The sequence below is a fragment of the Streptomyces sp. CRN 30 genome, assembly GCF_034105845.1.
Genome location: NZ_JAVRHI010000480.1, coordinates 21,821 through 43,887 on the forward strand (window position 1 = coordinate 21,821; position 22,067 = coordinate 43,887).

At 72.4% G+C, this 22,067-nt stretch carries 21 protein-coding genes; 10 read left to right on the top strand and 11 right to left on the bottom strand.

Annotation, left to right across the window (positions count from 1 at the left end; genetic code table 11):
* The first annotated feature begins 3 nt into the window (after positions 1-3).
* The 4 genes from UW392_RS54230 to UW392_RS54245 are packed head-to-tail and all read left to right on the top strand — an operon-like array spanning position 4 to position 3,362.
* On the top strand, positions 4-972 hold the full coding sequence (locus UW392_RS54230) for an ABC transporter substrate-binding protein (RefSeq protein ID WP_320782862.1): 969 nt from the start codon (positions 4-6) through the stop codon (positions 970-972).
* A complete protein-coding gene (locus UW392_RS54235) occupies positions 969-1,742 on the top strand; it encodes an ABC transporter permease (protein ID WP_320782863.1) in 774 nt (257 codons plus the stop codon). The genes UW392_RS54230 and UW392_RS54235 overlap by 4 nt, the downstream gene beginning before the upstream one ends.
* The gene (locus UW392_RS54240) at positions 1,739-2,515 is read left to right on the top strand and encodes an ABC transporter permease (protein ID WP_320782864.1); all 777 of its coding nucleotides are present in this window, start codon (positions 1,739-1,741) and stop codon (positions 2,513-2,515) included. The genes UW392_RS54235 and UW392_RS54240 overlap by 4 nt, the downstream gene beginning before the upstream one ends.
* Positions 2,516-2,552: 37 nt before the next feature.
* Positions 2,553-3,362 (top strand): ABC transporter ATP-binding protein, encoded by an 810-nt coding sequence (locus tag UW392_RS54245; RefSeq protein ID WP_320782865.1) that lies wholly within the window; start codon positions 2,553-2,555, stop codon positions 3,360-3,362.
* On the opposite strand, the gene UW392_RS54250 is transcribed toward UW392_RS54245, so the two are convergent.
* The 7 genes from UW392_RS54250 to UW392_RS54280 all read right to left on the bottom strand — a co-directional run bounded on the left by UW392_RS54250 (position 3,334) and on the right by UW392_RS54280 (position 12,241).
* Entirely contained in the window at positions 3,334-5,493 is a 2,160-nt protein-coding gene (locus UW392_RS54250; RefSeq protein ID WP_320782866.1) for a discoidin domain-containing protein, read from the bottom strand. The two genes, UW392_RS54245 and UW392_RS54250, sit on opposite strands and share 29 nt — an antisense overlap.
* Before the next feature lie 96 nt (positions 5,494-5,589).
* Positions 5,590-7,176, bottom strand: a complete 1,587-nt coding sequence (locus UW392_RS54255; protein WP_320782867.1) for an alpha-amylase family glycosyl hydrolase — start codon at positions 7,174-7,176, stop codon at positions 5,590-5,592.
* Positions 7,177-7,209: 33 nt separating this feature from the next.
* Positions 7,210-8,073, bottom strand: coding sequence for a carbohydrate ABC transporter permease (locus UW392_RS54260; protein ID WP_320782868.1), 864 nt, complete (start codon positions 8,071-8,073; stop codon positions 7,210-7,212).
* Positions 8,070-9,020 (bottom strand): sugar ABC transporter permease, encoded by a 951-nt coding sequence (locus tag UW392_RS54265; protein WP_320782869.1) that lies wholly within the window; start codon positions 9,018-9,020, stop codon positions 8,070-8,072. The genes UW392_RS54260 and UW392_RS54265 overlap by 4 nt, the downstream gene beginning before the upstream one ends.
* A 6-nt stretch (positions 9,021-9,026) precedes the next feature.
* Positions 9,027-10,394, bottom strand: a complete 1,368-nt coding sequence (locus UW392_RS54270; RefSeq protein WP_320782870.1) for a sugar ABC transporter substrate-binding protein — start codon at positions 10,392-10,394, stop codon at positions 9,027-9,029.
* 121 nt (positions 10,395-10,515) lie between these two features.
* Positions 10,516-11,511 carry a LacI family DNA-binding transcriptional regulator gene (locus UW392_RS54275; protein WP_320782871.1) on the bottom strand — a complete coding sequence of 332 codons (996 nt, stop codon included), beginning with the start codon at positions 11,509-11,511 and terminating at the stop codon, positions 10,516-10,518.
* A gap of 70 nt (positions 11,512-11,581) precedes the next feature.
* Positions 11,582-12,241: a hypothetical protein gene (locus tag UW392_RS54280; protein ID WP_320782872.1), complete on the bottom strand. Its 660-nt coding sequence runs from the start codon at positions 12,239-12,241 to the stop codon at positions 11,582-11,584.
* Positions 12,242-12,471: 230 nt separating this feature from the next.
* Between UW392_RS54280 and UW392_RS54285 the strand changes: the two genes are divergently transcribed.
* The 3 genes from UW392_RS54285 (at position 12,472) to UW392_RS54295 (ending at position 14,182) form a co-directional block, all read left to right on the top strand.
* Positions 12,472-13,128: a helix-turn-helix transcriptional regulator gene (locus UW392_RS54285; RefSeq protein ID WP_320782882.1), complete on the top strand. Its 657-nt coding sequence runs from the start codon at positions 12,472-12,474 to the stop codon at positions 13,126-13,128.
* Positions 13,129-13,161: 33 nt separating this feature from the next.
* Positions 13,162-13,728, top strand: coding sequence for a toxin-antitoxin system, toxin component (locus UW392_RS54290; RefSeq protein ID WP_320782883.1), 567 nt, complete (start codon positions 13,162-13,164; stop codon positions 13,726-13,728).
* Positions 13,729-13,954: 226 nt separating this feature from the next.
* Positions 13,955-14,182, top strand: a complete 228-nt coding sequence (locus tag UW392_RS54295) for a hypothetical protein (RefSeq protein ID WP_320782873.1) — start codon at positions 13,955-13,957, stop codon at positions 14,180-14,182.
* A gap of 19 nt (positions 14,183-14,201) precedes the next feature.
* Here the strand turns inward: UW392_RS54295 and UW392_RS54300 are convergent, their stop codons facing one another.
* On the bottom strand, positions 14,202-14,891 hold the full coding sequence (locus UW392_RS54300; protein ID WP_320782874.1) for a 4'-phosphopantetheinyl transferase family protein: 690 nt from the start codon (positions 14,889-14,891) through the stop codon (positions 14,202-14,204).
* Positions 14,892-14,919: 28 nt separating this feature from the next.
* Positions 14,920-15,810, bottom strand: a complete 891-nt coding sequence (locus UW392_RS54305) for a metallophosphoesterase (protein WP_320782875.1) — start codon at positions 15,808-15,810, stop codon at positions 14,920-14,922.
* A 298-nt stretch (positions 15,811-16,108) separates the two neighbouring features.
* Between UW392_RS54305 and UW392_RS54310 the strand changes: the two genes are divergently transcribed.
* Positions 16,109-17,317, top strand: coding sequence for an ATP-grasp domain-containing protein (locus UW392_RS54310; protein ID WP_320782876.1), 1,209 nt, complete (start codon positions 16,109-16,111; stop codon positions 17,315-17,317).
* 37 nt (positions 17,318-17,354) lie between these two features.
* Here the strand turns inward: UW392_RS54310 and UW392_RS54315 are convergent, their stop codons facing one another.
* A complete protein-coding gene (locus UW392_RS54315; protein WP_320782877.1) occupies positions 17,355-18,167 on the bottom strand; it encodes a sulfotransferase in 813 nt (270 codons plus the stop codon).
* A 218-nt stretch (positions 18,168-18,385) separates the two neighbouring features.
* On the bottom strand, positions 18,386-19,723 hold the full coding sequence (locus UW392_RS54320) for a 6-phospho-beta-glucosidase (protein WP_320782878.1): 1,338 nt from the start codon (positions 19,721-19,723) through the stop codon (positions 18,386-18,388).
* A gap of 326 nt (positions 19,724-20,049) precedes the next feature.
* Here UW392_RS54320 and UW392_RS54325 point away from each other — a divergent pair, with 326 nt between their 5' ends.
* Together UW392_RS54325 and UW392_RS54330 are read left to right on the top strand one after the other, a co-directional pair.
* Positions 20,050-20,832 carry an IclR family transcriptional regulator gene (locus tag UW392_RS54325; protein WP_320782879.1) on the top strand — a complete coding sequence of 261 codons (783 nt, stop codon included), beginning with the start codon at positions 20,050-20,052 and terminating at the stop codon, positions 20,830-20,832.
* 62 nt (positions 20,833-20,894) lie between these two features.
* The coding region (locus UW392_RS54330; protein ID WP_320782880.1) for a sensor histidine kinase at positions 20,895-22,067 on the top strand (1,173 nt) is incomplete at its 3' end.

Consider the following 22,067-nt stretch of genomic DNA (forward strand, 5'->3'; position numbering starts at 1 on the left):
GTCATGCGTCGTCTGCTCATCGGTCTCACCGCCGTATCCGTCCTGGTCACCACGGTGGCCTGCGGCTCCTCCGACTCCGGGGGGTCGGACGAGGCCGACTCCTCCGGCGGGGTCACCACCGTCAAGGTCGGCCTCATCCCCATCGTCGACGTCGCTCCCCTCTATCTGGGCCAGAAGAAGGGCTTCTACGAGAAGCACGGGCTGAAGCTGTCCCCGACCCTCGCGCAGGGCGGCGCCGCGATCGTGCCCGGAGTGACGAGCGGCCAGTTCCAGTTCGGCTTCTCCAACATGACCTCGCTGATGATCGCCGAGTCCAACGACGTCCCCGTGAAGGCGGTCGCCAACGGCATCGCCTCGACCGGCGTCCAGGGCAAGGACTTCGGCGCGCTCACCGTCAAGGGCGACAGCCCGGTGAAGTCGGCGAAGGAGCTGGAGGGCAAGAAGGTCGCCATCAACACGCTGAAGAACATCAACGAGACCGCCGTACGGGCCTCGGTGACCAAGGCCGGCGGCGACCCCGACAAGGTGAACTTCGTCGAGATGGCCTTCGACCAGATGCCGGCCGCACTCGACGGCGGGCAGATCGACGCGGCGATGGTCGTCGAACCGGCGCTCGCCACCATCAAGAGCCAGGGCGGCCGGGAGATCGCCTCCTCCATGGTCGACATCGCGCCGAAGCTCACCGTCGCCATGTACTTCGCCTCCACGCGGTACACGGAGGAACACCCGGACGTGGTGAAGAAGTTCCAGGAGGCCACCGCCGAGTCCCTCGCCTACGCCGACAGCCACCCCGACGAGGTCCGCTCCATCGTCACCACGTACACCAAGATCCCCGCGGACGTGCTGGCGAAGGTCACCCTGCCCAAGTGGCCGGCCGATCCGAACCGCGCCTCCATCGAGGAACTGGCCCGGCAGGGCCAGGAGGGCGGCCTGTTCAAGCAGGAGCCCGACCTGGACGCGCTGCTGCCGTGAGAGGAGCCAACGCCGCGCTGGGCGCGGCCGGACTCGCGGCCTTCCTCGTCCTCGGCGAGGCGGTGCCGCGGCTCGGCCTGGTCGAACGGGACTACTTCCCGCCGACCAGCAGCGTCGCCGACGCCCTGGTCACCGAGGCCGGGGACACCGCCTTCTGGACCGCCCTCGGTGACACCCTCACCGGCTGGGCGCTCGGTCTGGCGATCGCCGTCGCCGCCGGGATCGTCGCCGGAGTCGTCCTGTCGGTGGTGCCGTACCTGCGCGAGGCGACCTCCTCCACCGTCGAGTTCCTCCGCCCGATCCCGTCGGTGGCGCTGATCCCCCTGGCCGTCCTCCTCTACGGCACCGGACTCCGCTCGGTGCTGCTCCTCGTCGTCTACGCCTCCTTCTGGCAGGTGCTGATCCAGACCCTGTACGGCGTCCAGGACGTCGACCCGGTGGCGGAGGAGACGGCGCGGTCGTACGGTCTGGGGGCGTGGGCGCGGGTCCGGCACGTGCTGTGGCCGACCGCGCTGCCGTACGTGATGACCGGGGTGCGGCTCGCCGCGGCCGTCGCGCTGATCCTCGCGATCACCGCCGAACTCGTCATCGGCGCGCCGGGGCTCGGTGCCCGGATCGCGGTCGCGCAGAGCTCGCAGGCGGTGCCGGAGATGTACGCGCTGGTCGTGGTGGCCGGTCTGCTCGGGCTGCTGATCAACGTCGGGGCCCGGACGGTGGAGCGGCGGGCGCTGGCCTGGCACCAGTCGGTGCGCGGGGAGGTGGCGGTGTGAGGAACGTCCTGCTGCGGCTGGTGTTCGTGGTGGCGCTGCCCGCGCTGCTGGTGGCTCTGTGGTGGGTGGCGTCGGACGACAGCACCGATGTGTACTGGCCGCCGCTGCGGACCATCCTGTCGGCGTTCCCGGACGTGTGGACGGCGGACCGGCTGCGCGGCGACGTCTGGCCGAGCCTGTGGCGGCTGGCGTCGGGGTACGCCCTGGCGGCCGTCGTGGGCGTCGCGCTCGGCACGGTGATCGGCTCCTACCGGCGGGTGCGGGCGGTGTGCGAACCGGTCCTGGAGTTCCTGCGGGCGGTGCCGCCGCCCGTACTGGTGCCGGTGATCATGCTGTTCGCGGGGATCGGCGACACGATGAAGATCGTGGTGATCGCGGCGGGCTGTGTCTGGCCGGTGCTGCTCAACACCGTCGAGGGGGTCCGCGCCGTCGACCAGGTGATGACGGAGACGGCCCGCTCGTACGGGATCGCGGGCCCGGCGCGGCTGCGTGCCCTGGTCCTGCCCTCGGCGAGCCCGCAGATCTTCGCGGGGCTGCGCCAGGCCCTGTCCATCGGCATCATCCTGATGGTGATCAGCGAGATGTTCGCCGCGAGCAACGGTCTCGGGTTCACCGTCGTGCAGTTCCAGCGCTCGTTCGCGATCCCCGACATGTGGACCGGCATCCTGCTGCTCGGTCTGCTGGGGTTCGTGCTGTCGGTCCTCTTCCGGCTGGTCGAGCGGCGGGTGCTCGGCTGGTACCACGGTTCGCGCGCCGCCTCCCGGCGGTCCTGAGCCACGTTGCGGAGCCAAGCTCCGGAAAGGGCGTTCCATGCTCGACGTACGCGGCCTGCGGAAGGTGTACGAGGGATCCGGGCGCCGGATCGAGGCGGTGCGCGATCTGACGTTCACCGTCGAGGCCGGTGAACTGGTCTGTCTGGTGGGGCCCTCGGGGTGCGGCAAGACGACGCTGCTGAAGTGTGTGGGCGGGCTGCTCGCCCCGACGGGCGGCGAGGTGGCGCTGAACGGCCGCGCGGTGCACGGGCCGCCGCCCGGGATGGCGTTCGTCTTCCAGGAGTACGGCCGCAGTCTCTTCCCGTGGATGCGGGTCGGTGACAACGTCGAACTGCCGCTGAAGCAGAAGGACATGAGCCGTTCCCGGCGCCGCGAGCTGGTCGCGGACGCCCTGGACTCGGTGGGTCTCGCGGACGCGGCGGGCGCCTATCCCTGGCAGCTCTCCGGCGGGATGCAGCAGCGGGTGGCCATCGCGCGGGCTCTCGCCTACGAGCCGGAGGTGCTGCTGATGGACGAGCCGTTCGCGGCGGTGGACGCGCAGACCCGCGCCGACCTGGAGGACCTGGTCCGGCGTCTGTGGCGGGAGCGCGGCATCACGGTCCTCTTCGTCACCCACGACATCGACGAGGCGGTCTACCTGGGCGAACGGGTCGTCGTGCTGTCCGCCTCCCCGACGGTGGTGCGCGAGCAGCTGAAGGTCGACCTGCCGGCCGAACGCGACCAGGTGCACACCCGCGCCGCCCCGCGCTTCACCGAGCTGCGGACCCATGTGTACGAGCAGATCCAGGCGGCGAAGCGCGGGGCGTCTCACCCGGAACTCACGAAAGATACGCCTCCACCTCACTGAACTGGGCCGCCGGCCAGCCGGTGTTGCCGGTGACGTGCAGCCGCAGGTAGCGGGTGGTGCCGCTGACGGGGACGGTCACCGTGTTCCCGGTGGCCGGGTCGAACCGGTACCCCTGCGACGCGGCGAGGGTGGTGTAACTCGACCCGTCGGTGCTGCCCTGCACGGTGAGGGTCTGGGTGCGGGCGCCCCACGCGGCGGACGGCGGCAGCTTCAGCACCACGCGGCGCACGGCCTGCGCCGATCCCAGGTCGACGGTGAGGGACTGCGGGAAGGCGTTGTTCGCCGACTCCCAGTAGCTGTTGGCGTCGCCGTCGACCGCCTTGCCGGGGGTGTAGACGTCCTGGGAACCGGTGGCGGTGACGGAACGGCCCGCGGCGAGGTTGCGGCCGGGGTCGGGGTCGGGGTTGCCCTGGCCGGGCTGCGGCCAGGTGGAGCAGTCCTCCCACATGCTCGCCCACCCTGAGTTGCCGCCGCCGTCGGTGAGGGCGAAGGTCCCGGAGCCGGTCGGGTAGGGGCAGTTGTAGACACCCGCGGAGCCGACCCCGGTGGCCTTGACGTTCTTGAAGGTGACGGCGCCCTGGGTCTCGGCCTGGACGACGACCGTGCCGACCTTGCTGACGGTGGCGCCGTCGACGGTGACGTTCCTCGCCGCGAACCCGCGCCCGCTGCCGGAGACGAACTCGAAGGCGCTGTACGGACTGTCGGTCACCGTCGTGTCCGTGATCCTCACCTGGGCCTCGACGGCGCTGTCGTAGGAGTCGACGCGCAGCGCCCCCATGGGGTGGCCCCAGTTGGGGTTCATGGCGCCCGTGCGGACCAGGGTGTTGCCGTCGACCGTGATGGTGCCGGCGAGGGGGTGGAAGGGGTCGAGGAACTTCTGGTTGGAGATGGCTATGCCGCTGCCGAGGGCGTTGGTGTCGGAGATCAGGTTGTCGCGCACCGTGATGTCGGTGCCGCCGTAGACGGCTATGCCGTTGGCGAGGTTGGGCTGGCTGATGGTGTTGTTCTCGAAGGTGCTGCCCACGTCGGGGGAGTTCAGCGACCACATGGCGAGGGAGTCGTCGCCCTGGTTGCGCAGGAAGTTGTTGCGCACGGTGACGTTCCTCGCGCCGCCGTTGAGGTTGAGGCCGTCGGCGGTGGTGTCGATGATCCGGTTGTTCTCGACGACGAGGTTGTCGTTGTTCCCGGTGAGCCAGAGCCCCACCTTGAGGTGCTGGAGCCACATCCCCGACACGGAACTGTCCGGCCCGAGCGAGCCGTTGACGAAGTTGTCGGGACTGGAGTCGTCCCGCTCGATGACCTCACCGATGACCGCGAAGTCCTTGAGGTGGACGCCTCCCGAGGAAGACTGCTGGTCGATGAAGCGGGACCCGCGCACGACCGAGTGCCAGTGCCCGGCCCCCTGCACGGTGACGTCCTGCACTCCGTTCAGGGAGGAGGTGATCCGGTACTCCCCCGGCGGTATCCACACCGTGCCGCCCCGCGCGGCGGAGATGGCGTCGCGGAACGCCTGGGTGGAGTCGCCCTGGCCGCTGGGGTCGGCCCCCTTGTCGGTGACGGAGACGGCCCCGGAGGGCTTCGTGGCGGCCGCGGCGACCTGCTCGAAGTCGGCGACGTCCACGGTGACCTGCACGTCCGCCGCCTCGACGGCGACCTTGTCCCCGGCCTGGACGTTCTGCCCGAGCAGCAGACGGGCGTTGGAGTACAGGTGGTGGGTCTTGGCGCCGGCGATCCAGGGCGTGTCGACGTAGGAGTACTTGGAGGTGACGGGGATGGTCTTCGCGAGCTTCTGACCGTTGACGTAGACGTTGAGCGACCCGGACTGTCCGTCGGGGACGCTGTAGGCGACGTTCAGGGCGTTGGCGGCGCGCTCCACGGTGAACTCGACCCGCTGCCCGGCGTTCAGCCGCACGGCCTGCCGTCCGGATGCCTCTGAGGCGAGGGTGCCCTGGGTGTAGTCGGGTCCGATCTTCGTGCCGCCGGTGGCCGACGCCTCGGCCTCGACGGAGGTGAAAGGCAGGGTGGCGCCGGCGGCGGCCCGCGCGGTGCCGGTGGAGAGGGCGACGAGGGTGCCGGCACCGAGGGCGACGGCCACGGCACCGGCCGACAGCCGGGATCTGAGCAGATACATGTGCGGTTCCCTTTCGAATGGGGGTCAGGGGAAGCGCGCCCGAAAGGGGCGCGGGGAACTGCGCGACAAGCCGCGACGAACGGACGGACGAACGGACTACGCCAGCCACACCGCCGTGTCCGTCGGCAGCCGACCGTCGGGATCGAGCGCACCGCTGCCGAGCAGCACCCGCTCGTGCGGAGGGAGCCCGACGGCCGCGTCGGAGAGGTTCACCACCACGACGGCGTCGCCCCGGCCGAAGGCCAGCACGCCCTCGGGCGCGGGCAGCCACCGCAGCGGCCCGTCCCCGAACACGGGACGCAGCCGGATCGCCTCGCGGTACAGCGCCAGCATCGAGGCCGGGTCGCCGGCCTGCGCGTCCGCCGCGTACGCGTCCCATCCCGCCGGCTGGGGCAGCCACGGCTCCTGCCGGGACCCGAACCCGGCGTACGGTTCCCCCGCCGCCCACGGCAGCGGCACCCGGCAGCCGTCCCGGCCGGGGTCGACGCCGCCCGACCGCGCGTGCATGGGGTCCTCGATCCGGTCGAGCGGGATCTCGGCCTCCGGCAGCCCCAGTTCCTCGCCCTGGTACATGTAGACGGCGCCCGGCAGCGCCAGGGAGAGCAGTGCCGCCGCGCGGGCCCGCCGGGTCCCGAGCGCGAGATCGGTGGGGGTGCCGAACACCTTGCTGGCGAAGTCGAACCCGGTGTCACCGGCGCGCCCGTACCGCGTGACCGTACGGGTGACGTCGTGGTTGCACAGCACCCACGTGGCGGGCGCCCCGACGGGCGCGTGCTCGGCGAGCGTGTCGTCGATGGAGGCGCGCAGTCGGGCCGCGTCCCAGGGGCAGGTCAGATAGGAGAAGTTGAACGCGGTGTGCAGTTCGTCGGGGCGCAGATAGCGGGCGAAGCGCTCGGTGTCGGGGAGCCACACCTCGCCGACGAAGACACCGCCGTACTCGTCGGCGATCGCGCGCCAGGAGCGGTAGACGTCGTGGAGTTCGTCGCGGTCGACGTACGGGTGCGGGTCGCGGCCCTCGGTGAAGTCCGGCAGCGCGGGGTCCTTGCAGAGCAGCGCGGCGGAGTCGATCCGGACGCCGGCGACACCGCGTTCGAACCAGAACCGCAGGATGTCCTCGTGCTCCTGGCGGACGGCCGGGTGGGCCCAGTTGAGGTCGGGCTGTTCGGGGGCGAAGAGGTGGAGGTACCAGTCGCCGTCGGGGAGCCGGGTCCAGGCGGTGCCGCCGAACTCGGAGGTCCAGTCGTTCGGCGGCAGTTCGCCGTGCTCGCCGCGCCCCGGGCGGAAGTGGAACAGGTCCCGTTCGGGGCCGCCCGCGAGCGCCGCGCGGAACCACGGGTGCTGGTCGGAGACGTGGTTGGGTACGACGTCGACGATGGTGCGGATGCCCAGCTCACGGGCCTCGGCGATCAGTTTCTCGGCCTCGGCGAGGGTGCCGAAGGACGGGTCGATCGCGCGGTAGTCGGCGACGTCGTAGCCGCCGTCCTTCATCGGGGACAGGTACCAGGGGGTGAACCACAGCGCGTCCACGCCGAGGTCGGCAAGGTAGGGCAGTCGTGCCCGGACACCCGCGAGGTCACCGGTGCCGTCGCCGTCGCCGTCGGCGAAGCTGCGGACGTACACCTGGTAGATGACGCCCGAGCGCCACCAGTCGGAGGTGTTTCGGGCAGGGGTGGGCTGTCCCACGGTGCGTGCCTTTCTACGAGGGGGGGGAGGGCGTCAGCCCTTGGTGCTGCCCGCGCTGATCCCGGCGATGATGTGCCGCTGGAAGACGAGGAACAGCGCGACCATCGGAATGCTGGCGATCACCATGGCGGCGATCAGCACGGTCAGCGGGATGTTCTGGGCGAGCTGCACGAGCGCGACGCTGATCGGCTGCTTGTCGGTGTCGGAGAAGACCATCAGCGGCCAGAGGAAGTCCTGCCAGACGGCGACCAGCGCGAAGATGGAGACGACGCCGAGGACCGGCCGGGACATGGGCAGCACGATGGAGACGAGGACGCGCAGCTTCCCGGCGCCGTCGATCTCGGCGGCCTCCAGCACGTCCCTGGGTATCTGGTCGAAGAACCGCTTGAGCAGGTAGAGGTTGAAGGCGTTGGCGACGGCCGGGAGCCAGATGGCGAGGGGGTCGTTGAGCAGGCCGAGGTCGGCGACGGTGAGGTACTTGGGGACGACGAGGGCCTGGGCGGGGACCATCAGGGTGGCGAGGATGCCGGCGAGGACCACGTTGCCGAAGGCGGGCCTCAGCTTGGACAGGGCGTACGCGGCGGCCGTGCAGAGCACGATCTGGAAGATCCAGGCGCCGGCCGCCTGCACCACCGTGTTCCACAGGTGGGTGGGGAGCCGCATCAGCTCCCAGGTCTCCGAGAAGGTGGAGACGTGCCACTCCTCGGGGACCAGGGTGGGCGGGGTGCGGGCCACCTCGTCCGGGGACTTCATGGCGCCCGTGACCATCCAGTAGACGGGGAAGAGGAAGGCGAGCGCGAAGAGCAGGACGACCCCGGTGAACACGGCCCAGTAGGCGGCCCTGCCGCGCGGGCGGGCCAGGACGGCCGGGGAGACGAGGGTGCGGGTGGAGCTCATGCGTCCTCCCCGTCGGAGCGGGTGAGCCGGAGGTAGAGAGCGGAGAACAGGCCGAGCAGCAGCAGGAGCATGACGCTCAGCGCACAGGCGCCGCCGAAGTCGTTGTAGAGGAAGGCGTACTTGTAGATGAGGTAGAGGACGGTGACCGTGGCGTTCTCCGGGCCGCCGCCGGTGATCACGAACGGTTCGGTGAAGACCTGCATGGTGGCGATGATCTGGAGGAGCATCAGCATCAGGATCACGAACCGGGTCTGCGGGACCGTGACGTGCCGGACGCGTTGCAGGAGGTTCGCGCCGTCCAGTTCGGCCGCCTCGTACAGCTCGCCGGGGATGGACTGGAGGGCGGCGAGGTAGATCAGGACGGTGCCGCCGAGGTTGGCCCAGGTGGCGACAAGGACGAGGGAGACCAGGGCGGTGTCGGCGCCGTTGGACCAGTTCGAGGTCGGCAGGTGGAGGAAGCGCAGCGCCTCGTTGGCGAGGCCGGCGCCCGGGTCGTAGAACCACTTCCACAGCAGGGCGCTGACCACCGGCGGGATCATCACCGGCAGGTAGACGACCACCCGGAAGAACGCCTTGGCGTGGCGGAGTTCGTTGAGGACGAGGGCGAGGACGAAGGGGACGGCGAAGCCGATGAGCAGGGCGAGCACCGTGAAGGTGAGGGTGTTGCGCCAGGCGTCGGCGAACTCGGGGTCCTTCAAGACCCGGGTGAAGTTGTCGGTGCCGACCCACTCCGGGTCGGTGCCGGGGGTGTACTTCTGGAAGGCGATGACGATCGCGCGGAGCGCCGGGTACCAGGAGAACAGGGCGAAGCAGATCAGTCCGCCGAGGAGGAAGGTGTAGGCGCGGCCCTGTTCGGCGAGGCGGCGCCGCCCGGGGATCTTCCGGCGGGGCGGCGCCTGCACCGGACGGACGCGCACGGCCTCGGCCGGGCGTTCAGCCGTCTTCATCGCCGGTCAGCCCCGGGCCAGAATGCTGTCGATCTTGCCGGAGGCGTCCTTCAGGAGCTGGTCGATGTCGGCGTCCTCCTTGGTGAGGACGGCGGAGACGACCCCGTCGAGGACGGAGTAGATCTGCTGGGCGTTCGGCGGCTCGATCTTCAACTCCAGCCGCTGGTTGCCGTCGAGGAAGGGCTGGTAGTTCTCCACCGGGACGTTGGCGTTGGCCTTCTTGACCTTCTGGTCCTCGGCGTCGGCGGCGCCGGTGAAGAGCCGCGGCTCGGGCAGGCCGACGGGGCTGTCGGTGCTCTTGGCGCGGGCGTAGTCGCCGAGGAAGCCCTTTCCGGGGGTGAGGAACATGTGGTCGAGCCACTTCAGGCCGGCCCGGATCTGCTCGGGGCCGGCCTTCTTGTTGAACATGTAGCCGTCGCCGCCGATGAGGGTTGCCTGGCCGCCGGGCATGGGGGCGAGGGCGAGGTCCTGGTAGTTCCCGCCCTTCTCCTTGACCAGGATCGGGATGTTGTCGGGGGCGGCGAGGTACATGCCGAGCTTGCCGGTGCCCATCATCTGCTGGACGTCGTTGATGACGAGGAGCTGCTTGCTGCCCATGGACCTGTCGGTCCAGCGCATGTCGTGCAGGGACTGGAGGACGGCCCTGCCCTGCGGGGTGTTCACGGTGGCCTTCTCGCCGTCGGCGCTGACGACGTCGCCGCCCTGGGAGTACAGCTCGGCGGTGAAGTGCCAGCCGCCCTGGTTCTGGGCGCTGTAGTCGGCGTACCCGACGGTGCCGCCGCCGAGTCCGGCGATCTTCTTGGCGGCGGTGCGGACCTCGTCCCAGGTGGCCGGGGGCTTGTCGGGATCGAGGCCGGCCTTCTCGAAGAGCGCCTTGTTGTAGATGAGGCCCATCGAGTAGCCGGTGCGGGGGATGCCGTAGACCTTGCCGTCAACGGTGTAGATGTCCCGCAGCTGCTGCTGGAGGGTGTCGTAGCTCTTGAGTTCCTTCAGGTACGGGGTGAGGTCCGCGGCCTGGTCGATGTCGACGACGTGCGCCGCGTCGGTGAAGTACGTGTAGAAGACGTCCTCCATCTGCCCGCCGGCGAGCTTGGCGTCGAAGGTCTTGGGGTCCTGGCAGGGGAACGCGTCGTGCGGGACGACGTCGATGTCCGGGTTGGCCTTCTCGAAGGCGGCGACGTCCTCCTCGAAGAAGCCGCGGTCGACCTTGGCGCTCTTGGGCGGCATGCAGTTGACCGTGATGCGGGTCTTGCCGCTGGCTGAGTCGTCGTCCGACCCGCCGCAGGCGGAGACGGCGAGGGCGAGCGAACAGACGCTCAACGCGGCGAAGGTACGGCGAGTACGGCGAGTACGGCGAAATCCCGTGCGTGACATCGGAGTAACCCCTCAGGACAGGAGCGGTGGGCGCCGCACACTCAAGCACCGGCAACAGCAGGGCGCAAGATGTCACGCAGACTCTGTAATTATTTGACAGCAGTGTGGATCTCTGCGGCGATCAGCTCCGCGGTGCTTGCGCCGTGGAGCCGCGGACCACCAGCTCGGGCTCGAAGAGCAGTTCCTCGGCGGCCACCGCCTGGCCGTTGATCTGCGCGTTCAGCAGTTCCACGACCGCCCGGCCCATGGCCTCGATGGGCTGCCGGACGGTGGTCAGCGGGGGTTCGGTGCAGTTCATCAGCGCGGAGTCGTCGTAGCCGACCACCGAGACGCGTCCGGGGACGTTCAGCTCCTTGCGCCGCGCGGCCCGTACGACGCCGAGGGCGAGGATGTCGCTGGCGCAGATGAAGCCGGTGACGCCGCGGTCGATGAGCCGGGAGGCGGCGGCGTGGCCGCCCTCGATGGAGAACATGGCCCGGCCCACGTACTCGTCGGGGATCTCGCCGACGGCCCGCGCGGCGGCCAGCTTGCGGCCCGAGGGCATGTGGTCGGCGGGGCCGAGCACCAGGCCGATCCGCTCGTGGCCGAGGGAGGAGAGGTGCCGCCAGGCGTGTTCGAGGGCCACCGCGTCGTCGCAGGAGACGCCGGGGAAACCGAGGTGCGGGATGGCCGCGTTGACCAGCACCACCGGGATCTTGCGGTCGGCGAGCCGCTCGTAGTGCTCGTGCGGGGCGTCGGCCTGGGCGTACAGTCCGCCGGCGAAGACGACGCCGGAGACCTGCTGCTGGAGCAGCAGATCGACGTAGTCGGCCTCGGAGACGCCGCCCTTGGTCTGGGTGCAGAGCACCGGGGTGAGGCCGAGCTGGGCCAGCGCGCCGCCGATGACCTCGGCGAAGGCCGGGAAGATCGGGTTCTGCAGCTCGGGCAGGACCAGGCCGACGAGCCGGGCGCGTTCGCCGCGCAGCTGGGTGGGCCGTTCGTAGCCGAGCACGTCCAGGGCGGAGAGGACCGCCTGCCGGGTGGCCTGGGAGACCCCGGGCTTGCCGTTGAGCACCCGGCTGACCGTGGCCTCGCTGACCCCGACCTTCTTCGCCACCTCAGCAAGTCGTCGCGTCATGGCCGCAAGAATAGCGCAAGAAATGAAAGCAGTTTGCGTAACGCGGTGTGCGTGACGGCGTAGAGGCGCGTCAGTCGGCCGCTGGGACCACGCGCAGGTGGGTGGCGCCGGTACGGGTGCGGCGCGGCCGGGACGCGGGGCGCCGGCGTTCGCGCAGCACCAGCGTCAGCCGCCGGTACCCCAGCTCCTCCAGGTGCCGGGAGGTCTCGACCACCACGCGGCAGTCGAGGGCGCCCCGTACCGCGTCGGGGTGGCGCAGCGGCCGTACGGCGCCGTCGTGCTCCACGGCGCCCTCGCCGACCGCGCGGATCCAGTGCGGCAGCCCCTGCCGGTAGGCGGCGTCCATGATCGGGTCCTGGGCGATGTCGCGCCGGATCGCCTGGACGCCGTGGTCGTGACCGTGGCGCTCCACCACGGAGGCGAAGTGGGCCAGCATCGGCAGGCACCAGAGCGACTCGTGCTCGCCGAGGACCTCGGCGGCGTCCGGGTGGAAGAGCACGTAGCGCAGGAAGTTGTCCCCGGGCATGGCGGTGGGGTGGGGGCCTGTCTCGCGGAAAAGTGACCGGAACGCGCCGTTGGCCAGCACGACGTCCCAGCGGTGGTCGACGACGAACGAGGGATGGGGGACGGCGTCCAGGAGCGCGGCGTAGTCCTCCAGGTACGCCTGGGCCTCGGGAGTCGCGGGGGCGGGCCGCGGTGCCGACCGCTGCCCGCCTGCCTGAAATGCCATCGGGAGGTCACCCCTCTTGCCTATGCGGCCTTCACGCGGCGCACCGATCCTGCTGTCCGGCGCGAGGCATGTCAACTATCGTGGCATTTCATGACGGTTGACGGCTGAAATTGGCCACAGTTGTGGCGACGCCTGGATGTGAGTTCGAACGGGGGCTACTCTCCGGGAAGTTCACGGCAACCGCTTGTGAGAAGCCTGTGGGTCCGGTGAGAGATGTAGGAGAGCTGTCGGTGACGGGTGGCTTCGAGGGTGCGGGCACCACGCGGACCGCGGCACTGCCGTCCGTGCTCCCCCGTGTCACCGCGCTCGCCGACCGGCTCGGCGTCGCGCACGCCGAGGTCTTCGACACCGGCCGGCTCTCCGCCGCCTCCGGGGTCCCCGAGTCCGTGGTCAAGGCGCTGCTCGGCGGCCGTCCGGCGGGGGAACCCGATGTGCAGGCGCGGTTCGTGCAGCGCCTCGACCTGCTGCGCCGTACCCGCCTCAAGCCCAACGGGCGGCGCTACACCCAGCAGGAGATCGCCGACGGCGCCGGGATGTCGCGGCAGCAGGCGGGCGCCCTCATCAACGGCGACCGGCGGCCCACCATGGAGCACTGCGACGCCCTCCAGCGCTTCTTCCGGGTGCACGCAGGGTTCTTCACCGCGGAGGACTCCGAGGCGCTCGCCGACGCCCTGCAACACACCGAGCAGGAGCTGCTGCAACAGCTCGCCGACCGTGAGCGGCAGGCGGCCGAGGCGGCCGCCGACCCCCTGGAGCGGCTGCTCCAGGACCACGGCGTCCGCGGGATCGCCTGGCGGGCCGCACAGTTGCCCACCGACCAGCACCGGGACAAGGTCGCCGAGTGGCTGGACATGCTCCTGGAGAGCGTGAAGCGGCCCGAGTCGTGAGCCTGGGGGGAATCGGTGGGCATCGGTAGGGAGATGCGCAGGCTGTGCGGCAGGCTGGTCGCGGAGCTGGCGCTGGAGGTCCCGGCGCCGCCCGCCGACCTGTACGCCGCGCTGTGCGAGGCGATGAGCCGGCGCCGGGGGCGGCCGGTGCTGTTCCGCACGGCGGCGTTCCCGCCGGGGACGGCCAGCGGGCTGTGGCTCGACATGGCCGACCGGGACCTCGTGGTGGTCGAGGAGCGCACGGCGCCCGAGCACCAGTTGGTGATCCTCGGGCACGAGCTGTGGCACATGAAGGCCGGGCACCGGGGGCACGTCACGGAGGGCGTGACGGCGGCGGCCCGGCTGCTGGGCGGAGGCGGCGAGGATCTCCGGACGCCCGGGGACGCCTGGTACGTCGACGAGGACGCGCTGCGGGCCACGGTCCGCGCGGTGGCCGCCCGGTCCCGCTTCGACCTGGCCGACGAACGGGAGGCGGAGAGCTTCGGCCTGCTCCTCGCCAGCAAGTGCCGGACCCGGCTGGCGGGGGCGTCCCTGCGGGGGCCGGTCCAACGCGACCACCTGGCCGGGCGGATCGAGGCGTCGCTGGGGTATCCGGGCTGAACGCGGGGGGCTGTGCGAGCCGGGTCCGGGACCGTCCAGGGGCTGTCCGCGCCGATTCAAGGGCCGTCCCGGGGTGTCCGGGCCGGGGTGTCCGGGCCGGGCGGGTTCTCCTCTTTCGTCCGCCACGGGCGGGTGGTTCGGCCGGATTGTCAGTGGGTGGCGGCAAGCTGGTGCGGTGGGCGTCGCACGGGCGGCGTTCCGACACCGACGTGGGGAGAGCCGACCGATGACCACCACCGCCGTGCTGACCGACCGGGAACGCGCCGCCGTCCAGGCCTATCTCCGCCTGCTGCACACGGTGCGGGCGGCCTTCGACACGGCCGCGGGCCCGGCGGCCCCGGTCGTCCCCCCGTCCGTCCTCGCCGAGGCCGAACGGGCCCTGCGGGAGGCGGGCCTGACCGGCAACGAGGAGGCGCTGTTCCGGCTGCTGGCCAGTTGGTGTCCGGAGCCCTGACCCGGTGCGCCGGGACGGCTCAGGGGCGGGCCGGCGGCGGGACCGCGACCGCGGTGACGAGGAGGCCGTCGCGAGCCGCCCAGCGGCCGTCGAAGCCGGTCAGCCGGCGGCCCCCCACCGTGGGCCCGGGGACGAGGAGTTCCGCGCGGAAGGCGCCGCGGCCCTTCGCGTCGGGGTCCTCGGTGATCTCGATGTCCGCCTCGGAGAAGTCGAGCCACTGCCCGGTGAGGGGGAACCACGCCTTGTAGACGGACTCCTTGGCGCTGAACAGCAGCCGTTCCCAGTGCACGTGGGGCCGCTCCGCGGCGAGGCGCCGGAGCCGGTCGGTCTCCGAGGGCAGTGCCACGACGGACAGCACCCCCTCGGGCAGCGGCGCGTCCGGCTCGGCGTCGATGCCGAGGGACGCCAGGTCGGTGGCGCGGACCAGCGCGGCGGCGCAGTAGCCGTCGCAGTGGGTCATGCTGCCGACCAGTCCGTCGGGCCAGCGCGGCGCGCCCCGCTCGCCGTTGAGGACGGGCTGCGCGGGCACCCCGAGGCGTTCCATGGCCCGCCGGGCGCAGGAGCGTACGACGGTGAACTCGCGGCGCCGCTTGGGCACCGCGCGGGCCACCAGCGGCTCCTCCTCGGGGTGGAGCGGCGTGTGCCCGGCGGTGCCGTGACCGTACGCCTCCTCGGCGGCCACGGACCCCGGCAGTACGTCCTCGATCACCGGAACCGGCCCTCCCTCGTCCCGTCGATCACCGGAACCCGCCCTCCCTGGTCTGGTCGCCCGTGCCCGGGAGCGCGTCTCCGCGGATGAGCCGCAACTGCCCCGGCCGCGCCGACCGCTTGCGCCATTCCCGGGGGTAGCCCAGGGACACCTCCTCGAAGCGGACGCCCTCGTGCCGGGTGGTCCGGGGAATGTGCAGATGGCCGTAGACCATGGTGTCGACGCGGAACCTGCGGTGCCAGTCGGCGGTCAGCGCGGTGCCGCACCACATGGCGAACTCCGGGTACCACAGGACCTCGGTGGGGTGGCGGTCCAGCGGATAGTGGTTGACGAGGACGGTCGGCAGGTCCTCCGGCAGCGCCGCGAGCCGTGCCTCGGTCGCGGCGACCCGGGCCCGGCACCACGCCTCGCGGCTGGGATAGGGGTCGGGGTGCAGCAGGTACTCGTCGTTGCAGACGATGCCGGTGCCGTGCGCGTACCGCAGTCCCTCGTCCTTGGTCGCGCAGCCGTCGGGGAGGAACGAGTAGTCGTAGAGCAGGAAGAGCGGGGCGACGGCCGCCGGGCCGCCGGGGCCGTCCCAGACCGGGTAGGGGTCCTCGGGTGTCGTCACGCCCAGTTCGCGGCAGACGGCGACGAGGTGGTCGTAGCGCTCGGTGCCGCGCAGGGTGACGGGGTCCTTCGGATGGGTCCACAGCTCGTGGTTGCCGGGGGCCCAGACGACGCGGCGGAAGCGGCCGGCGAGGGTGCCGAGCGCCCAGCGGATGTCGGCGACGGTCTCCGCGACGTCCCCGGCGACCAACAGCCAGTCCTCGTCGGAGACGGGGCGCATGGCCTCGACCAGGGCCCGGTTCTCCCGGTAGCCGATGTGCAGGTCGCTGACGGCCCACAGCCGTCCGGCGCCACCGGTCGTCGACGTCACCGCTCGCCTCCCCCTCCGCACGCTCCGGCGTCCCGCCCGCGGGCGCGCCCGTCCCCAAGAGATCACACGGTGGACCGGGGCGACAAGACCCGCCCCGGCGGGGACGCGGCCGCCGGGCCGCCGGCCGTCGGCAAGGCTTAACACGCGCGTTGCACGGGGCCGCCCGCCACCCCCTATGATCGCCCCAACACGACCGCCCACGGCTCTCCCCCCGCGCGGAGCGGTCCGGTGTCCCTTCTTCTCCCTGGCCGGGCACGGCCGGCTGTGCCCTGCCCGCCTACCGTGAAAGGCGGCCTGCATGGTCTCTCGCGTACGCGTCTGGCTCAACCGCACGTACGCGGAGAACGTGTTCTTCATGGATCAGCTGCGGAGAAATCCCGCCGACCGGGCCGTCGAGATCCATGCCACGCACGGCGACCCGGACTCCCCCGTCCTGGCCGCCGCCGACACCGCCGAGCTGGAGCCGGAGGCCCTGTCCCCGGCGGCGTACGTCGAGTTCGCGCTCGACCAGTGCCGGCGGCGCGGCATCGACGTGTTCGTGCCCCGGCTGCACCAGACGGCGGTCGTCGCGCACCGCGCGGAGTTCGAGGCGGCCGGTACGGCGCTGCTCGCCCCGCCGCCCGAGGCGGTGGCCGTCTTCGCCGACAAGGTGATCGGCTACGAGGCGGCGCAGGCGGTCGGCGTGCCCGTACCGCCGTGGTGGCGGGTCCGGACGGCCGACGAACTGCTGGCCGCCGTCGAGGAGTTGGAGGAGGCGGGGCACCGGGCGTGCTTCAAGCCTGCCTCTGGCGCGGGCGGGGTCGGCTTCCGAGTGATCACCCGGAAGCCGTTCTCCCTCACCCACCTGACCGGTTTCCCGAGCCCGTACGTCCCGCTCGACCTGGCCGTCGCGGCGGTCCGGGCGGCGGACGAACCGGTCGACTGGCTGGTGATGCCGCGCCTGGAGGAGCCGGAGGTGTCGGTGGACTGCCTCACCGGCACCGACAACCGGGTGCGGATGGCCGTGGGCCGCACCAAGAACGGCCGCCGTCGCGGCTTCACCCTGGACGACCGGTGGCTGGAGCCCGCACGGTGCCTCGCTGAGGGCTTCGGGCTGCACCACCTCTCCAACATCCAGTTCCGGATGTTCGGCGAGCGTCCCGTGCTGATGGACGTCAACACCCGTCCGGCGGGCGGGCTGCACCAGCTCGCGCTGTGCGGGATCAACGCCCCCTGGGCGGCGGTGCGGCTGGCACTCGGTGACGACCCGGGCGAGCTGGTGCCGCCGTTCCTCGGGCAGGACTACGCGGTGGTGTCCGGGCCGCGCCCGCTCCGCCCGCTGACCGTGCCGCACCAGCGCACGGAACCGGCACCGCCCGCGCCGCCCGCGCCGTCCTCGGCGTCCGCGCCGTCCGTCCCTGCCCCGGCGTCCACGGCAGCCGTCCCGGCCCCCGCTCCGCCGCACCCGGCGGAGACGCTCACCGCCCCGGCGGGCCACGTCCCCAAGTTCTCCGGTCAGCACACGTGACCCACCGCCCTCGCGGCGGCACCGGCCCCCGACCCGGCTACTCGGCGTACCCCCAGGCCCGCGCGAGTTCCCGCAGCCGGGGCGGGATGTCGGTGTCCGGGCGGGGCGGGCGGGCCGGGCGGACCCGGCCGGACTTCAGGGTCTCCGACCAGTCTCCGAGCTGGGGGCGGAAGGCGCCGTGGTCCTTGCTGCCGTAGTCGAGCATGCCGGACTCCCAGGGCACGCCCAGGTAGTCGCACACGCGGCGGGTGCTCCGCTCCGGGTCGGCGGTGAGGTCCTCGTACCTGACCACCAGCGCCGCCGGGTCGCGCCGTACCTCCTCGAGCCGCTCGGCGTAGTCGAGGACCTCGGCGCGGACGGCGGCCGGGTCCGGGGCGGTGCGGCGGGCGGTGAGGGAGGCGACGACCGCGCCGGGGTGGCGCAGCAGGACGATGCGGCGGGCCTCGGGCCAGCAGCGGTTCAGCCGGGGCCAGACCAGGGCGTTGGCCGGGGTCTTGTCCACGATGAGGTCCTTGCCGCTGCGGACCAGTTCCAGGTGGAGCACCCGGTCCCACAGGACGTGTTCGAGTTCCTCCCGGTCCAGTTCCAGGGCACGCATGGCCTTGCTGGTGAAGGGCCGGGAGAGGTGGACCCGCAGGGTACGCAGATGCATCTCGTGCGGGGCGCGGATACGGCTGTGGCTGTTGAGCAGGACCCGCAGCAGCGTCGATCCGGAGCGCACCGAGGACAGGACGAAGACCGGGGACTCGACCAGGCGAGGCACGGGCGGGGCGGTGTAGGAGTCCACCGGCGGGCGGGGCGCCGGGACGGTGTCGGGGGTCCGGCGCGGCGGGCTGACGGCCTGTGCCATCAGCCTCCCCCGGCGCCTCAGTCCCTTGCCGATCGCGGACAGTCGCGGGTCTCGCACCGTGCCACCTCTTTCTCGTCGTGCTGGCCGCATCCCAGAGGCGGCCGGCGAACGGGAGGTGTACGGCGGGCGGCGGGCCGGGGGCACCGTTCCCCGGCCGGTGTGCGTGACCTGGGGCTTCGCCGCTTCCTTAATTCTTCATGGGAAGGGCCCCGTACGGGCTACCTGAGGTAGGCCAGGCCCGGGTGGACCGCGGTGTAGCCGTCGAGCAGGCGGCGGGCGACGTTCACCGAGTCGACGAGCGGGTGCAGCGCGAACGCGGCCACCGCGCGGGCGCGGGAGCCCGACTCGGCCGCGGCGAGGACCTCGCGTTCGACGGCCTTCACGGCGCAGACCAGGCCCGTGGCGTGGTCCGGCAGCGGGTCCACCGCGACCGGGCGGGCTCCGCTCGCGTCGACCAGGCAGGGCACCTCGATGACGGCGTCGGCGTCGAGGGCGGCGAGCGTCGGACCGTTGCGGACGTTGAGGATCAAGGTGGTGCGCTCGCCCCGGGCGAGGGCCCGCATCAGGGCGAGGGCGACCTTCTCGTAGCCGCCGGAGAGGTCGTCGGCCTCGCGTTCGCCGGCGCCCGCCGCCTCGCGGTTCTCGGACATGTAGGTGGCCTCGCGCTCGGCGCGGGTGCGGTCCCACAGGGCGAGCGCGGAGACGTCCGGGTTCCGTGCCTCGGCGTAGAAACCGGCCTGCTGGTCGCGGAGGAACGCGCCGCGGGTCCGGTCCGCGTGCCGGTAGGCGTGCACGGCCTCGCGGTTGAAGTAGTAGTAGTGCAGGTACTCGTTGGGGATCGCGCCGAGCGAGCGGAGCCAGTCGGTGCCGAAGAGGCGGCCCTCCTCGAAGGAGCCGAGCAGGGCGTCGTCGGCGAGCAGCCGAGGGAGCTGATCGCGGCCGGCGACGCGCAGGCCGCGCACCCAGCCGAGGTGGTTGAGCCCGACGTAGTCGACGAACGCGTCACGCGGGTCCGCGCCGAGCACCCGCGCGATACGGCGGCCGAGGCCGACCGGCGAGTCGCAGATGCCGATGACGCGGTCGCCGAGGTGGCGGGACATCGCCTCGGTGACGAGCCCGGCGGGGTTGGTGAAGTTGATGACCCAGGCGTCGGGGGCGAGGCGGGCCACGCGGCGCGCGATGTCCACGGCCACGGGTACGGTGCGCAGGCCGTAGGCGATGCCGCCCGCGCCGACGGTCTCCTGGCCGAGGACGCCCTCGGCGAGCGCGACGCGTTCGTCCTCGGCGCGGCCCTCCAGGCCGCCGACGCGGATCGCGGAGAAGACGAAGGCGGCGCCGGTGAGGGCCTCGTCGAGGTCGGTGGTGGCGGTCACCCGGGGTGCGTCGGGCACGGTGGCGGCCTGGTCGGCCAGGACCCGGGTGACCGCGGTGAGCCGGTCCGCGTCCAGGTCGTGCAGGACGACCTCGGTGACGCGGTGTTCGTCCCGGTCGCCGAGCAGGGCGCCGTGGACGAGCGGTACGCGGAAGCCGCCGCCGCCCAGGATTGTCAGCCTCACGCCTGCGGTCCTTTCGTGCGGGGCCGGCTCGGGGCCGGGTGGGTTGCTGTCGCCGATCATGGCATGCGGGGGTGCCCCGGGGCGGGGTGTGCTGTGATGCCGGGGCGCGGCAGGGGATCACGCTCGGGTGCGTGGGGGCTGGTCGCGCAGTTCCCCGCGCCCCTTGCGAGGGCACGATGTGCCGTGCGGGTGCGTGGGGGCTGGTCGCGCCGTTCCCCGCGCCCCTTTCAGGGGCGGGGATGATGTTCCGTTCGTTGACCGGGGTTGGGCGTGTTGTTTAGGTTCGGGTGGGTTGGTATTCGACTGTTCGTGGAGGGTTACTCGGCATGGTCGCCCTGGCCCGTACCTCCGCCGGTCGGCTGCTGGCGGTGCTCGGTGCCTTCGACCACCAGCACTCCGCGCTGTGCCTCACGGACATCAGCCGCCGCGCGGGGCTCACCCTGACCACCGCGCACCGGCTGGTCGGCGCGCTCACGGCGTGGGGCGCGCTGGAGCGCGACGCGTCCGGGCTGTACCACATCGGGCTGCGGCTCTGGGAGGTCGCGGCGCTCGCCCCGCGCGCCCTGGCCCTGCGGCAGGTGGCGCTGCCGTACCTGGAGGACCTGTACGAGGCGACGCACGAGAACGTGCAGCTCGCGGTGGAGGACGGCGGCGAGGTCGTCTACGTCGAGTGGCTGTCGGGGCGTTCGGCGGTCGGCGTGCGCATCCGGGTCGGCGGGCGCTGGCCGCTGCACGCCACCGGGGTCGGACTCGTCCTGCTCGCGCACTCCTCGGCCGGGTCGCAGGAGGCGTACTGCGCGGGGCCGTTGGCCGCCTTCACCCCGTACACGGTCACCGACCCGGCACTGCTGCGCCGGGTACTGGCCGACGTGCGGCGCACGGGGACCGCGGTGAGCGACCGGCAGGTCACCGACGACGCCGTGTCGGTGGCCGCGCCGGTGCGCGGACCGGACGGGACGGTGACGGCGGCGGTGTCGGTGGTCGTCCCGCACGCCGACGGCCGGGTCCCGGCCCTCGTCCCGGCGGTCCGGCTCGCGGGGCGCGGGATCTCCCGGGCGCTGGGCTGGCGGCCGCGGGGGAACGGGGCCGGAACTCCCTCTCACCGGTGAGGACCGCGCGCCCCTCCCCCGCGATACTGGGACGGCCTCCCGGCCCGACCCGAGGAGCCGCCGTGTCCCCACGCTCCCCGCACAGCACGCCTGTACCGGCCGCCCCGGCCGCCCCGTTCGCCGTGCTCGTCGGGCGGCTGCGGGCCGCCAACCCGTACGTCGTCGACGCCGCGCTCGCCGCCGCCGTGCTGTTCGCGGTGTCGTTGCAGTGGATCTTCCCGGACGAGGGTGACGACCCGCTGACCCGGCAGGGCTGGCTGCTCGGCGCGGCGACGGCGGTGCCGCTGGTGTGGCGGCGGCGGGCACCGTTCGGCACGGCCCTCGCCGTGTCGGCGGCCACCCCCTCGCAGGCCGTGTACCACGCTCCCCCGCCGGACCTGATGTACGCCGGTTTCGTCGCCCTCTACACGATCGCCGCCCTCGGCCAGCCCTGGCAGCGGCGGCTGATCCTGTACGGCTGGCTGGCGGGGGGCGCCCTCACCATGCAGCACAAGGAGGACGCGCAGCCCTTCGAGTACGCCTTCCAGTTGCTGAGCCTGGTGTGCGCCTACGCACTGGGGATGCTCGCCCGCACCCAGCGCGCGTACACCGCCGCGCTGGAGGACCGTGCCCGGCGGCTGGAGCGCGAGCGGGCCGCCGACACCGCGCGGGCCGCGGCGCAGGAACGCGCCCGGATCGCCCGCGACATGCACGACGTCGTCGCCCACGCGGTCAGTCTGATGGTGGTGCAGGCGGAGGCCGGGCCGGTGGTGGTGCGCAGTGATCCGGCGCGCGCGGAGGCCGCGTTCGACGCGATCGCGGGGACCGGCCGGGACGCGATGGGACAGCTCAGACGCATCCTCGGGGTGCTGCGGGCCGAGCGTCCCGACGAGTCGGCGCACCGGGTGCCGCAGCCGGACGTCGGCGCGCTGCCCGAACTGGTCCGGCGGGTCGGCGAGTCGACGGGGCTCCGGGTCGGGCTGCGTACGACGGGCGCGGAGCGCGCGCTCGCCCCTGACACCGGCGTCGCCGTGTACAGGATCGTCCAGGAGGCCCTCACCAACACCGTCAAGCACGCGTACGCTGCCCGCGCGACGGTCGCGCTGGAGTGGGGGGAGGACACGGTGACGGTGACGGTGACGGACGACGGACGGGGCCCGGCGGCCGGGAACGGCGGGCACGGGCTGATCGGTGTCCGGGAGCGGGCCGCGGCCTGCGGCGGCGGCGCCACCGCGGGCCGCGGCCCGGACGGCGGC

Bases quoted from the DNA above. Each gene is read 5' to 3' on its own strand.
- UW392_RS54265 (WP_320782869.1), bottom strand. From the start codon at position 9,020: ATGAAGACGGCTGAACGCCCGGCCGAGGCCGTGCGCGTCCGTCCGGTG.
- UW392_RS54310 (WP_320782876.1), top strand. From the start codon at position 16,109: ATGGTCTCTCGCGTACGCGTCTGGCTCAACCGCACGTACGCGGAGAAC.
- UW392_RS54270 (WP_320782870.1), bottom strand. From the start codon at position 10,394: ATGTCACGCACGGGATTTCGCCGTACTCGCCGTACTCGCCGTACCTTC.
- UW392_RS54260 (WP_320782868.1), bottom strand. From the start codon at position 8,073: ATGAGCTCCACCCGCACCCTCGTCTCCCCGGCCGTCCTGGCCCGCCCG.
- UW392_RS54280 (WP_320782872.1), bottom strand. From the start codon at position 12,241: ATGGCATTTCAGGCAGGCGGGCAGCGGTCGGCACCGCGGCCCGCCCCC.
- UW392_RS54325 (WP_320782879.1), top strand. From the start codon at position 20,050: ATGGTCGCCCTGGCCCGTACCTCCGCCGGTCGGCTGCTGGCGGTGCTC.
- UW392_RS54275 (WP_320782871.1), bottom strand. From the start codon at position 11,511: ATGACGCGACGACTTGCTGAGGTGGCGAAGAAGGTCGGGGTCAGCGAG.
- UW392_RS54230 (WP_320782862.1), top strand. From the start codon at position 4: ATGCGTCGTCTGCTCATCGGTCTCACCGCCGTATCCGTCCTGGTCACC.
- UW392_RS54315 (WP_320782877.1), bottom strand. From the start codon at position 18,167: ATGGCACAGGCCGTCAGCCCGCCGCGCCGGACCCCCGACACCGTCCCG.
- UW392_RS54250 (WP_320782866.1), bottom strand. From the start codon at position 5,493: ATGTATCTGCTCAGATCCCGGCTGTCGGCCGGTGCCGTGGCCGTCGCC.
- UW392_RS54290 (WP_320782883.1), top strand. From the start codon at position 13,162: ATGCGCAGGCTGTGCGGCAGGCTGGTCGCGGAGCTGGCGCTGGAGGTC.
- UW392_RS54245 (WP_320782865.1), top strand. From the start codon at position 2,553: ATGCTCGACGTACGCGGCCTGCGGAAGGTGTACGAGGGATCCGGGCGC.
- UW392_RS54295 (WP_320782873.1), top strand. From the start codon at position 13,955: ATGACCACCACCGCCGTGCTGACCGACCGGGAACGCGCCGCCGTCCAG.